Source organism: Acrocarpospora corrugata, from assembly GCF_009687845.1.
GTDB lineage: Bacteria > Actinomycetota > Actinomycetes > Streptosporangiales > Streptosporangiaceae > Acrocarpospora > Acrocarpospora corrugata.
On the sequence record NZ_BLAD01000141.1, the window covers coordinates 1 to 12,645 of the forward strand.

The 12,645-nt window shown below is 67.2% G+C and carries 12 protein-coding genes and 1 pseudogene; 6 read left to right on the forward strand and 7 right to left on the reverse strand.

The features are described 5' to 3' along the window. The 5 genes from Acor_RS40965 to Acor_RS40985 form a co-directional block, all read right to left on the reverse strand. A partial coding sequence (locus tag Acor_RS40965; RefSeq protein ID WP_170317361.1) for a sigma-70 family RNA polymerase sigma factor occupies positions 1-832 on the reverse strand: 832 nt, incomplete at its 3' end. Positions 833-955: 123 nt separating this feature from the next. Then, positions 956-1,165, reverse strand: a complete 210-nt coding sequence (locus Acor_RS40970; protein ID WP_155342149.1) for a hypothetical protein — start codon at positions 1,163-1,165, stop codon at positions 956-958. Positions 1,166-1,749: 584 nt separating this feature from the next. Further along, positions 1,750-2,853, reverse strand: a complete 1,104-nt coding sequence (locus Acor_RS40975; RefSeq protein WP_155342150.1) for a saccharopine dehydrogenase family protein — start codon at positions 2,851-2,853, stop codon at positions 1,750-1,752. A 71-nt stretch (positions 2,854-2,924) separates the two neighbouring features. Continuing rightward, complete coding sequence (locus tag Acor_RS40980; protein ID WP_246239834.1) at positions 2,925-3,722, reverse strand: hypothetical protein; 798 nt, start codon at positions 3,720-3,722, stop codon at positions 2,925-2,927. A gap of 63 nt (positions 3,723-3,785) precedes the next feature. Further along, complete coding sequence (locus tag Acor_RS40985; protein WP_155342151.1) at positions 3,786-5,396, reverse strand: ABC-F family ATP-binding cassette domain-containing protein; 1,611 nt, start codon at positions 5,394-5,396, stop codon at positions 3,786-3,788. Between the two features lie 186 nt (positions 5,397-5,582). On the opposite strand from Acor_RS40985, the gene Acor_RS40990 reads away from it, so the two are divergent. Both Acor_RS40990 and Acor_RS40995 read left to right on the forward strand, forming a co-directional pair. Continuing rightward, the gene (locus Acor_RS40990; protein WP_155342152.1) at positions 5,583-6,041 is read left to right on the forward strand and encodes a hypothetical protein; all 459 of its coding nucleotides are present in this window, start codon (positions 5,583-5,585) and stop codon (positions 6,039-6,041) included. A gap of 123 nt (positions 6,042-6,164) precedes the next feature. Then, a complete protein-coding gene (locus Acor_RS40995) occupies positions 6,165-6,650 on the forward strand; it encodes a GNAT family N-acetyltransferase (protein ID WP_155342153.1) in 486 nt (161 codons plus the stop codon). On the opposite strand, the gene Acor_RS41000 is transcribed toward Acor_RS40995, so the two are convergent. Continuing rightward, positions 6,621-7,331: a GNAT family N-acetyltransferase gene (locus Acor_RS41000; RefSeq protein ID WP_155342154.1), complete on the reverse strand. Its 711-nt coding sequence runs from the start codon at positions 7,329-7,331 to the stop codon at positions 6,621-6,623. The genes Acor_RS40995 and Acor_RS41000 overlap by 30 nt on opposite strands. A 48-nt stretch (positions 7,332-7,379) precedes the next feature. Then, positions 7,380-8,219 carry an alpha/beta fold hydrolase gene (locus Acor_RS41005; RefSeq protein WP_155342155.1) on the reverse strand — a complete coding sequence of 280 codons (840 nt, stop codon included), beginning with the start codon at positions 8,217-8,219 and terminating at the stop codon, positions 7,380-7,382. A gap of 77 nt (positions 8,220-8,296) precedes the next feature. Between Acor_RS41005 and Acor_RS41010 the strand changes: the two genes are divergently transcribed. From Acor_RS41010 to Acor_RS41020, 4 genes and pseudogenes are all read left to right on the forward strand, one after another. Continuing rightward, positions 8,297-9,073: a TetR/AcrR family transcriptional regulator gene (locus Acor_RS41010; protein WP_155342156.1), complete on the forward strand. Its 777-nt coding sequence runs from the start codon at positions 8,297-8,299 to the stop codon at positions 9,071-9,073. An 83-nt stretch (positions 9,074-9,156) separates the two neighbouring features. Further along, positions 9,157-9,972, forward strand: a complete 816-nt coding sequence (locus Acor_RS41015; protein WP_155342157.1) for a hypothetical protein — start codon at positions 9,157-9,159, stop codon at positions 9,970-9,972. Between the two features lie 6 nt (positions 9,973-9,978). Continuing rightward, a pseudogene (locus Acor_RS46600) lies at positions 9,979-10,323 on the forward strand (DUF4062 domain-containing protein); the annotation flags it as partial. Between the two features lie 270 nt (positions 10,324-10,593). Beyond that, a partial coding sequence (locus Acor_RS41020) for an nSTAND1 domain-containing NTPase (protein ID WP_246239835.1) occupies positions 10,594-12,645 on the forward strand: 2,052 nt, incomplete at its 3' end.

A 12,645-nucleotide genomic window follows, 5' to 3' on the forward strand; every position in this document is an offset into this window, starting at 1 on the left:
GGCGGGTGGTGGCCTCCTCGGCGATCGGGAACCCGGCGGGGTCCAGGGTGCCGACCCGGCGGGCCACGTACTTGCGGTAGGGCACGAGTTCGGGGTCGATGAAGCAGCTCATCACGCGGACGCGCAGGGTGTCCGGCAGTGCGGCGGCCGGGAGCAGGGCGAAGACCTTGGCGGCGGAGATCTGGCGGTCGCGGTGCGGTCGGCAGGTCTCGCAGCGGGCGATGTGCCGGATGAGTTGTTCGCGCGTCTCGGGGCTGAGTTCGCCGCCTTCGAGGATTCTGGCGCGGCGCGGGCAGTCGTGCGGGCCCTGACCGGCGAGGACCTCGGCGGTGACGGCGTCCCTGAGGCGTTCGGTGGCGGCGTCGCGGAGGGTTTCCGCCTGCCGTACCGACCGGCCCAGGGTGGCGGCGAGGTCAGGGCCGGACAGGCCGTGGCGGGTGCTGAGCTCCAGGATCTCGCGGTCCTCGGGCGACAGCAGTTGGGTGGCGTTCCAGGCGGTCACCCGCAGGTCGGTGTCGCCGGGCTCGCCCGGGACGGTCACGCCGGCCGGATCGGTGTCGTCGGTGATCACGAACCCCGGCATCCGGCGGCGCGCGCACTCCCCGCGCGCCAGCGCGAACAGCCAGGGCCGCAGCTGTTCTGGATCGGCCAGCGACTGGATATGGGCCTCGGCGGCGATCAGCGTGTCCCGCAACGCCACCTGGGCCCCGTCCGGGCTGCCCAGCATCGCCCAGCAGAACCGATAGACACTCTCGGCATACGAATCGTAGAGCGCGGCGAGGGCGCCGGGATCGCGGTCACGCAGCGCTTCGACCAGGACTCGGTCATTCATGTGACCGAAGGTAATGGATTAGTAACTAGCAGTTCCAGCGATTCCCGCGAATGACAGACATTCTGATTCGGTACGGCTTGCGCCCCATTTATCCGACCAAATCGCCCAATATCATTAGCCACCCTACCAAAAAAGAAGCATCAACCCGCCAACGGCCACGGACAGCCCCGCCAGAATCAATGTCACCACCGCGCAGACCATCGCGGCCTGAACCATCCCCCAATCCGTCCCCGAAGCCGGTTTGCCTTTCATGTCCGCCAACGCGCGCGGCCCCAGCGAAAGCGCGATCAACGCCGGAATGACCCCGATCCCGACCAGGAACAGCAGCGGCAACGACCCGAACCCCAGCCTCGTAGTCCACACCACGACCCGCCGATCCACCCCCGCCTCGCCACCCTGCCCGGCCGCCCCCGCAGCCATCCCACCACGCCGATGCGCCCCCATCGAGACCATCCCCCATCCACAGAAATTTCCAGAAAAGCCGGTCCGACGCCCGGGGTATCACCCGCGATACGAAATACCCGGCTGTCCGGCATTCATAACACCACCACGAGAATTAACCGATTAGACGGACATCCCGAACGAAGCCGCAGACCAGCATCTACCGAAATACCCGGCAACGAACCGGCGGCACTGGATGGTGCGCGGAGCGCTATCGGCGACCTCACGCCAGCCGATTGTCAGAGAATGACCGCGCTTGAGCATTTCTACGATTTCAGCGACCGCGCGCTCGTTGCGCCACTGCTTCATGAAGGAGGCGATTCGCGATCGGCCCGGGGCAGCGGTCCATCCGCGGCGGCAGGGCGGCGGTACCTCACGGAAGGGCGCTATCTGTCGGCGGACAGATTGCAGCTCATCCCCCGGCCATCAGGCAGGGTCCAACGGGGTCCGAAACGTCCCCAGCCGTCAGGCAGCGACTATCTGGTCGAAACGTGCAGCCCAGCGCCCGCGCAGCCGTCGGCGAGCGCGTCCAGGCCGAAGGCGTCCACCGGGCCCAGGGCTCCGGTGCCGCCCACCCCGTCGATGAGCGCGGTGATGGAAGCCCAGGCAAGAATGCGGGCGGTGAAGTCGTAGGGGTCGCCGCCGTCGAGCTGCACGGCCGCCAGGAGCGTGCCGTCGGCCGCGTACGCCTCCGCGATGGTCTGGGAGGAGAGGGCAGGATCGGCCGGCGCGGAGTTCCGGGAACCGGAGCGAATGACCCGGTCCGCCATGGCTTCAGTGACGCGCCGGGCGCCCGGCAGGTGCGCGATCACGGGGGTCGCGCGGGCGAACACCCCGGCGGCCCGGGTGAGGCCGCCCAGCCAGCCGAGGTAGACGTTCACCTCCCGGAGCCGCGGATACGCCCGGGGCAGCGCGAAATGTTCGCTCGCACCGAGCGAGATGCCGTGGCGTTTGCGACCGCCCACGGTGAAAAGACGGGTTCGGCCGTGCTCGCGGATGATGCGGCCGTCGCGATAGCCGTACATGGGCTCAAGGATCATGCCGAGGGCGGAGGCGCGCGTTCCGGCGCTGGCGCGGCGGGCCAGGTTGCCCCGGACGAAGTAGCCGATGTCCACGCGTACCGCTTCGGAGCCGGCTTTGCGGAGGGCCAGGGCGGCGGCGAGGTTGCCGGGGACGTAGTCGTAGCCGAACGCGGTGATGAGGGTGGCGCCGCGGGCGGCGGCGGGTGGGCCGTAGCGCTGGAAGACGCGTTTGATGAAGGGGGGTTCGCCGGTGGAGTCGAGGTAGATCGCGCCGGCTTCGGTGACGGCCTGGACCGCCGGTTCGCCCCAGCGGGCGAACGGGCCGACGGTGGAGATCAGGACATCGCCGGATTCGACGATCCGGCGGACCGAGTCGGGGCGGCTCACATCGGCGACCGCGGTCGGCAACTCGATCGGGAGAGCGGCCGCGAGCGCGGCCAGCCGGGCCGGATCGCGCCCGGCCAGCAGGGGCCGGGCGCCGCGCGCCAGCAGGGCTTCGGCGGTGAGCCGCCCAGTGAAGCCGGTGGCGCCGAACAGGACGATCCGGGGGGTGCTCATGCCTGTACCGTAACCCGATTGGGATTTCAAGATCCAGAGAGGGTTTGCCCCGATTCTGGGTTCCGGTATGGTCACGGCCTTTTCTCTGGGCCGGCCTGAGCGCTGCGATCCTTGGCGAACGGCTCCGTCTTCGGCTTGTCGGTGTGCACCGGCGTCGCGCCCCCCATCGCCAGATCCTCGTACGGCTTCGCCGTCGCCCCCCACGTCCGCGCGATGACCTGCGTCGACGCGGCCGCCGCCCCTTCGGTCACGCTCTCCACGGTGATGATGAACCGGCGATTGGTGCTGGACCGCACATCGTCCACGAAAGCCGTCCCCCCGCCGATCAGCTTGCCCGCGGCGTCCCGCAGCAGCGCGGTCACCACCAGGCTCGACGCCGGCTTCTGGAACGGATCGGTGACATACCCGGTGATCAGGTACGACCCCGTCCCCAGTTTCTCGGTCTTCACCTTGGTCACCGGAAACGCCTTGAACGCGGACGGAATCCGCGCCGCCTGATGCCAGGCCGCCGGCCGATAGTTGATCTTCACGGAGACCGGTTTGGCGGCGGCCAGGGCCTCGCCGGTGAAGGCCAGGGTGCCCCACGGCGGAATCGCGTCCAGCGGCTGCTCCATCCGCACGACCTCTTTGCCGGTCGCGTCGTGGGCGCTGATGGTGGCCACGGTGTTCTCACCGAAATGCCAGCGGTTGGGGTTGCCGAGCACGGCCGCCCAGTTCACCACGTACCCACCGCTGGCCTTCACCACCGAGGAGGCCTGCTCCTTCAGCGCGAGCGGGGCGAGCTGTCTGGGCGCGTTCGAGTCGTCTTGCCCGCATCCCGCCAGCACCATCAGGGCGGTCAGGATGAGTGCTGCTATACGCTGCGTCACACAGTTGTGATAACGCGTGTCCGCCGGGGGCGTCCGGCGGACACGCGCGTGACTGTCGATTCTTTAACGGGCGCGCTGAACCCGACCCTCATCCCAGACCGGTTCGGGGGATTCGTACACCTGACCGTCGGCGCCGAAAACCAGGAAACGGTCGAAGTCGGCGGCGAACCAGCGGTCGTGGGTGACCGCCAGCACCGTGCCCGCGAACGCGTTCAGACCCTCCTGGAGGGCTTCGGCGCTGGCCAGGTCCAGGTTGTCGGTCGGCTCGTCGAGCAGCAGCAGGGTCGCGCCGGACAGTTCGAGCAGCAGGATCTGCAGGCGGGCCTGCTGACCGCCGGACAGCGTCTCGAACCGCTGGTCGGCGATCATGCCCGCCAGCTCGTACCGGGCGAGGATCTTCATGGCCTCGTTCTTGAGCCTGGCGTGCTCGGTCATGACGATCTCGCACGGGGTGCGTTTGGCCAGTTCCGGGCGGGTGTGCGTCTGGGCGAAGTGGCCCGGGACGACCCGCGCGCCGAGTCTGGACGCGCCGGTGTGGCGGATGGTCTCACCGGCCAGCAGGCGGAGGAAGTGGGATTTGCCGGATCCGTTGGAGCCGAGCACGGCGACCCGCTCGCCGTACCAGACTTCGAGGTCGAACGGCTTCATCAGGCCGGTCAGCTCGACGCTCTCGCAGATCACGGCGCGCTTGCCGGTGCGCCCGCCGCGCAGCCGCATGTTGATCTGCTGATCCTTGGGCGCGACCTCGGGCGGCCCCGCCTCCTCGAACTTGCGCAACCTCGTCTGGGCGGCGTGGTACGCGCTGGACATGCCGTCGTTGTAGGTCGCCTTCTGCTTGAGCATGGCGACCAGGCGCTTCAGCTTGGCGTGCTCCTCGTCCCAGCGGCGGCGCAGCTCGTCGAGGCGCTCGTTGCGCTCTTTGCGGGCTTCGGCGTAGGAGACGAAGCCGCCGCCGTGGACCCAGATGTTTCCGGATTCGACGGTGACGATGCGGTCGGCGGCGTTGGCGAGCAGCTGACGGTCGTGGGAGACGAGAAGGACGGTTTTGGAGGTCTCGCGGAGGGCTTGTTCGAGCCAGAGTTTGCCGGGGACGTCGAGGTAGTTGTCCGGCTCGTCGAGGAGCAGGGTCTGGTCGGGGCCGCGGAGCAGGGCTTCCAGGACCAGGCGTTTCTGCTCGCCGCCGGACAGGGTGTTCACTTCACGATATTTCACGTTGTCGTACGGCGTGCCCATGGCGGCCATGGTGCAGGTGTCCCAGAGGACCTCGATGTCGTAGCCGCCGGCGTCCGAGTAGTCGGTGATCGCTTGCGCGTACCGCATCTGGGTCTTCTCGTCGTCGCGCTCCATCATGAGGAGCTCGATGGCGTGGAGTTTCTCGGCGGCTTCCCGCACCCGGGTCGGGGCGACGGAGAGCAGCAGGTCGTAGACGGAGCGGCCGTCCCGGATGCTGCCGATGAACTGGCGCATCACGCCGAGGCCGCCGGAGCTGGCGACGGAGCCTTCGACCGGTTGGATGTCGCCGGAGACCAGCCGCATCAGGGTGGTCTTGCCCGCGCCGTTCGGCCCGACGAGGGCCGCTTTGACGCCTTCACCGATCCGGAAGGACACGTCGTCCAACAAGGGCCTGCCATCCGGTAGCACATATGTCAGGTGGCCAACCTCAACGTGTCCCACGACAATTCCCCTCCCAGGTCCTCGCGCAGGGTACCTCCCGTATTCGCGGACGGGCACCCCATTTATGGCTGCGCGGTTTATGGCTGCGCGGTGTCGATGACGACCGACGTCAGCGTGTCGGTGATCTCGAACCCCAGCCTCGCGTAGACATCTTGGCGTTTACCCTGATCTGCCGCATCTGGTGAGATGCGCGTACTCGCACGGCCACTTCGTGCTGGCCGCCGTCGCCGCCGACTGCGTCGAGGGCAAGTCCTGGTCGAGGCCACCGAGGCCCAGACCCCGTTCCGCACCCACTACACCGGCCTGGAGATCGGCGCGCCCAGGCCCGCCTCCGGCGCGACCGCCCTCGTCACCTCGCCCACCTCGACCGTCCCCACCACCGACGGCGACATCGCGTTCGTGGTCGACGGGTGGAACTTCCCGTCCAACGTGAAGGTCGGCCTGGAGAGCACCGGCCTCAACGCGGCCTGCACCGGCGGCACCTCCCTCCGCAGGACCCAGGCCACCGCCGACCGCAACGGACGCTTCACGGTCGCGGTGGTCCGCAAGGGGTGCGTCACGGTCGCGTACCAGCTGGAGGCCACCGAGATGCAGACCCCCTTCAAGACCTACACGACGACCTTGACCTTGTCCGAGTCGAAGTAACCGGCCTTACCCGCCAACGCCAGGAGCAAGCCGCAGCTCCTGGCGTTGCGGGACCGCCCGCCGCTCAGCCGCATTCGCGTGGCTTGACCCGTCGCGGTGTTGCTCTTGGTGCATGCTGGGGGCATGGGCGAAGTCGTCATACGTCAGGCCGTTCCCGGGGATTACGACCGGATCGTTGGCGTTGTCGATGACTGGTGGGGGCGGCCGATGACGGGCGGGCTGTCCCGGCTGTTCCTCGATCACTTCTTCGCGAGCAGCCTGGTCGCCGAGTCCGAGAACCGGCTTGCCGGATTCCTGGTGGGCATTCTTTCGCCGTCGCAGCTGAGTGTTGCCTATATCCACTACGTGGCCGTCGACCCGGAATTCCGGTCCAGCGGCCTGGGGCGGGAGCTCTACACGCGCTTCTTCGACCTGGCGCGCTCCGACGGCCGAACGGTCGCGCAAGCGATCACTTCCCCCATGAACCATCGTTCGATCGCCTTCCACAGCGCGATGGGTTTCACGGTCAGCGAGCCTTTCCACGACCACGACGGCCCCTGGCACCACGCGCGTCCGCTTCAATCGGGCGCTCTGACGTGCTCAGACTTTGTCGACGATCACCGTCATTGAGGTGTCGGTGATGATGAAGCCGAGTCTGGTGTAGACACGCTTGGCGGGATTCGCGTACGAAACGGCCAGGCCCAGGGTGGTCAGCCCGTCCGCCATCGCGCGTAGTTGCGCATGACGAAGCAGCCGGGCTCCCAATCCTCGCGGGGATTTGGCCGGGTGCCGGAATACGTCAGAAATCCACGGCACTTCATGCCAGAGATTGACCAGGACCCCGGCCACGATCGCGCCGCTCTCGTCGACCGCGACCGTGCTGCACGGGAGCAGCTTTCCCATCGTTTCGCCGCGGAGCAGCGGACCCAACCCCTCCTCACGGGGATGGTGATCAGGATGTCCTGGCGGGTATGCGGCCGTCCAAGCCGGCACCATCTCTTCGCCCTGCTGCGCGTTGGCCTCGGCGAAGTGGATTCCGGGCGGCGGGGCGCTGTCGGCGGGAGGCAGAGCTTGGGTCAGCTCGCAGTGCATCGTGTGCGCGTGCCGAATCAGGCGAGCGCCCCGCTCGACCAGTTCCGTCCCGAGTTCGACCGGCACCGAGACCACCCAGCCGACCAGCTGGCTCATGATCACCTCGCCTGGCTCGGGCCCGAGCACCTCCACCATGTCCGCCCAGGGCAACCCGTCCCGGACACCTTCGAGATAGCTGATGACCGGCACGCCCTGAGGGCCGGTCGCTGTCTTTCGCATCCAGCGAGAATCCCGCCCCCAGGGCACCCGGGCAATCCATTTACCAGCTCAGGCCAGCAGTCTCGCGGCCAGCCACGGCTTGATAATCGGCAACGCCTGATCGGCCTGCATGGCCTGCATATGGTCGAGGCCGTCGAGCACCCGGACCTCCCAGCCGAGCTTTTCGAGCTCGGCCCGCCGATCGACTATCGGCCCCGCGATGTCCACCCGGACGCCGCCCCACCGCGGGCCGTAGTCGATCGTGTCCGCGGACCCGGCGAAACAGAGCCGGGGACAGCTGAGCTCGGCCTGCGCCGCCAGGTCGTCGAAACCCTGAAGCTCGTGGTAGAGCACAAGAAACTGCTTCGCCTGCGCAGGCGACAGCGACACCGAGACCGTATCCCAGTCCCCCGGCTCGACAACCTGCTCGGACGGTGATTCCTGCGCTTCGACGGCCATCCGATAGGTCGCCTCGGTCGTCGCGAGCATTTCCGCGTACGGCCCGCCGACCGGCGGATACCCGCCCATGACCAGCGCAGCACACCGGCGGCTACGCATCGCCAGTTGCATTCCGGACAGCGCCAGCCACGAATACCCGTAGAACCCGAAGCGGTCGGCGTCCGCCGCGTCGGCGACCGTCAGCAGATCACCCGTAATGACGTCGGGCGTGAGCGTTTTCGGGTGCGCCATGAGGTGCTTCTCGTAGTCGAAGGCGACGACTCGGAAGGTGTCCCGCAACCCGGTGACGAGTGAATGACCGAGTTCGGGATCGCCTCCCCAGTCACGCATCGCCTGCGCCTCCGGCCCTTCCTCGGCGGGCTTCGGGTTGATCGGCAGCAGCAGGTTCGGGCCATCCCCGTGCACCTCGATGTCGATGGTGGATCCGTCCCGCAGGACTGCGACCGGCATACGATCTCCCCTCTCTATATGGCGTAAACTATTTCCGTACCGGGTCACAATACCTTATGTCGTAAGGAGTTTCATCAGTGGTCGTCTACGCAGGTCAAGGTGATCCGCAGCGCACGCTGGCGCTGCTGTGGCGTGCGTCTTCGGCCGGCCCCGCCCGTCCCGCCAGAGGCCCCAAACCCGCCCTGACGGTGGACGCCATCCTGAACGCGGCGATCGCGGTCGCCGACGAGTCGGGGCTGGACGGGCTGTCCATGCGCGCGGTCGGCGAACGCCTCGGCCACACCGCCATGTCGCTTTACACCTACGTGCCGACCAAACGCGAACTGATCGACCTGATGTACGACCAGGCCCACGCGGGACTCGCCCGGACGGAGCCGTCCGGCGGCTGGCGCGCCGAAACCGAAGCCTGGGCCGACGATCTACAGGCGTGCTACCTGCGCCACCCCTGGCTGCTCCAGGTGTCCCACGCCCGCCCGGTCCTCGGCCCACACGAACAGGCCGTCCTGGAGCGCGTCCTCCGCGTCCTCGGCCCGGCCGAACTGCCGTCGGCCACCGTCAGAGCAGTCGTCAGCTCCCTGTTCAGCCTGGTCCGCGGCTCGGCCCAGTCGATCGCGGAAGCCCGCTCCGCCGCCGGCAGCACCGGAACCCCCGACCAGGAATGGTGGTCGCTCCGCTCCCGGCTCATGCGGGAAATCGTCCCCGACTTCGCCGAACGCTTCCCGCATTCGACTCTGCTGGCCGCGCAGCCACCGCCCGACGGCGCGGACCAATGGGAAAGGATGGCCCGCGACGCGTTCACCGGAGGTCTCGCCATCCTCCTGGACGGCCTGGAACGCCATTCAACCTCGGGCTAGCACAATTCACCGCCGCAAGCACACGCACCCATCTTAAGGGTTAACCCTAAGGAAAATTCTGGGATCATCTGTACGCTGTGAACGTGATGCGAATCCGGCCTGTCGAAGACGGCGACTTCCGCCTTTTCCGGCGCTACGAGCCGGGCGCCCCGCTCTCCGCGTGCATTGGCCTGGACGCGCACTCCGGCGAGCCGATCCGCGTCGCATTCGATGCGGCCGGCGGCGGCAATATCATGATCGTCGGCAGATCCCGGGAGGCCGCCCTGGGAATCTGTATGGTCGCCCTGCTCGACCTGGCCACACAAATCACCAGCACCCCAGGTCAGCGCGAGATTTACACCACGCCGCCGTTCAGCATCATGGATTTCGTCTCGACCGAGGAGTCCCGGGTCTTCGCCGACGCGGCCATGTCACTGCCGCTGCCGGTGAAACTCGAACGGGACACCATCTCCGAGATGACCTCCCTCGGCGATTTCCAGTACGCGCTGCTGCAACGCGACCGCCACCCGGAAGCGCCCCGGCACGCCAAGTTCCTATTCATCTGCGGTTTTCACGCCGCCCACGGCATGCGCTCGCGCGGATCTTACGCACCCGACACCACCACTCCCAACGCCGCCCGGCTGGCGCGAATCCTGCGCGACGGCACGGCGCACTCGCTGTTCGCCGTCGTGTGGTGCAACACCTTCGCCAACCTCGATCTCACCAGGCCAGAAGGACTCGCTGATTTCGATCACGTGATCGTCCTGGACGGCGCGGGCGACCCTCCCCCCGACCTGCCCGCCGAACCCGGCGAGAACGCCTGGTACATCAACCGGAGAACCCGATCCGCGACACCCATCACCCCGCTGGCGCTGCCGCCGGAGTCGTGGTCCGACGCCGTGATCAGATCCTTTGTGTGAGGGGCCATGCCGAAACGGACGACCCAGAAACACACCATTCGCGTTTTCATTTCCTCGCCCGCGGACGTCAGTGAAGAACGGGCGGTGCTCAGGAAAACACTGGAGAAACTCGGATACGATCCATTTTTACGCGGCCGGGTGAGCATCGAAGAGGTGTCCTGGGATCGGCCGGACGCGGAAGTACCGCTGCGGGCAGCATTTCCTCCCCAAGAGGCCATCAACATGGGGCTTCCGCTACCGAGCGAGTGTGATGTAGTAGTGGTCCTCTTCTGGGGACGACTGGGCACTCCGCTTGGTCCAGCCTATGTCCAACCCGATGGCCGACCCATCCGCTCGGGAACAGAATGGGAATATCTTGACGCGGTGCGGGAAGAAGTCGCGTCTGGACGGCCGCGCGTTCTACTGTATCATCGGGATGCGGATGTCATGGTGTCCCTGAACGACCCCGACCTCGCGGAGAAGCAAGAGCAACTCAGCCTCGTCACTGAGTTCCTGGCAGATTTATCGGGACGGGCCGGTTCTGGCCCGGCGGGCGTGAATAGATATCCTGATGTTCTTAGATTCGGATCGCTCATAGAGAGCCATCTTCGATCCATTTTCAAAGATATCATGGATGAGGTTATGAGATCGGATACCGACGCAGGCGCAGGCGCGGCACTCCCAGCCGACCCGTTTCCCGGTCTCCGCCCTTTCAACGAAGACGAATCATTGGTGTTCTTCGGCCGCGAGCACGAAACCAGTGAAATCATCGGCCGGCTCGGCGATCCGCGCAGCCGTTTCCTCGCGGTAATCGGCGCGTCCGGCGCCGGCAAATCCTCGCTGGTGAACGCGGGCGTCATTCCCGAATTGCGGCGTGGTGCCATTCCGGGCGCCGACCGCTGGGAAATCATACGATTCACCCCGGGTGAGATCGAGGGCAGCCCCTTCCTGGCGCTGGCCGCCCGGCTCTCCGACGGCGGCGCCAGCGGCACCGCACAGGAGATCACCCAGAAACTGGAACGCGATCCCGGCAGCTTCCATCAGTACGTCGACAGCGTGCTCAAGGGCTCCCCCGCGTGGAACAGACTCCTGCTCGTCATCGACCAGTTCGAGGAACTCTTTGGCTCCGGCATCGACGAGCGGCAGCGCGCCCAGTTCGTCGCGGTGACAGCCGAAGCGGCGAAATCCGAGCGGGTCGTCATCGTCATCACGCTGCGGGCCGACTTCTACGCCCACTGCCTCGACCACCCCGATCTGGCCGCGCTGCTGCGGATCGGTTCCTTCCCGCTCAGTTCGGCCGGGCTCGGCGCCCTGTTCCGCATGATCACTCGTCCCGCCGAAATCGCCGGGCTCACCTTCGAGGGCCAGCTCGCCGAGCGCATTCTCGACGACGCCGGCGCGGAACCCGGCCGCCTGGCACTTATGGCTTTCGCCCTCAACCTCGTCGCCCAGCACGCCAGCGACGGCAATCTGCTCATCAGTGAGTACGAGCGAATCGGCGGCATTCAGGGAGCCATCGCCACCCGGGCCGAAGAAGTATTCGACACCCTCACCGAGGACGACCGGGCCCAATTGCCCAAGCTGTTCCGCCGCCTCACCGACGTGAGCGAGGCGGGCGTCCCGGTAAGGCGGCGAGCCCGGTTGAACAGCCTCGCCGATGACCAGGCCACCCGCCGATTGATCGCACTGCTGACCCAGGCCAGGCTCATGGTGGTCAGCGATGACGAGGAGCACCGCGAAGCCACCATCGAGGTCTCCCACGAAGCGCTGTTCGGCTCCTGGCCGCGCCTGGCCGAATGGATCCAGCAGACCAGAGACGACATGGTGCTGCTGCGGCAGCTGCGCCGCGCCGCCGCGGACTGGGACCGCGCCGGTCGGCCCGACACATTCCTGTGGCCGCACGAACGGCTCATCATGGCCGAGGCGATGGTGCAGAACCTCGACCCGGAACTCGACCCGGTCATCGAAGAGTTCATCATCCCCGAAGTGACCAGGATCCTGACCGAACTCGAAGGCGACTCCACCCACCAGCGCCGCGCCAGCCTCGGCGACCGCCTGTTCGAGATCGGCGACAACCGCCCCGGCGTCGGCCTCACCGCCGAAGGCCTGCCCGACATTCTCTGGCGCACCATCCCCGGCGGCCGGGTAATCATCCGCGACCTGCCGGAAATCCAGATCCCCGACCTCCAACTCGCCGCCTACCCGGTGACGTACGGCCAGTACCAAGCCTTTCTCGACGACCCCGACGGCTTCCAGAACCCGGCCTGGTTCGACGGGCTGGCCATGCGGCCAGAAACGCCCGGCCGGCAGTTCCGCGCCATCCCGAACCACCCCGCCGAGAACATCTCCTGGTATGACGCGATCGCCTTCTGCCGCTGGCTCACCGCCAAATCCGGAATCCCGGTACGGCTGCCGACCGACTGGGAATGGCAACTCGCCGTAGGCGGCCCCGGCGACGGGTCGCGCTACGCGTGGGGCCCGCAATGGGACGACGCCGCCGCGAACACACTGGAATCAGGGGTGAGCCGGACCATGGCGGTCGGCCTCTACCTCGGTTCCGGCACCCCGGAAGGCATCCACGACGCGCACGGGAACGTCTGGGAATGGTGCTTGAACCAGCTGCCCGACACCTCGGTCGAGGGCGTCGACTTCGCGTCGGAAGGCGCTCGGGTGGTCCGCGGCGGTTCCTGGTTC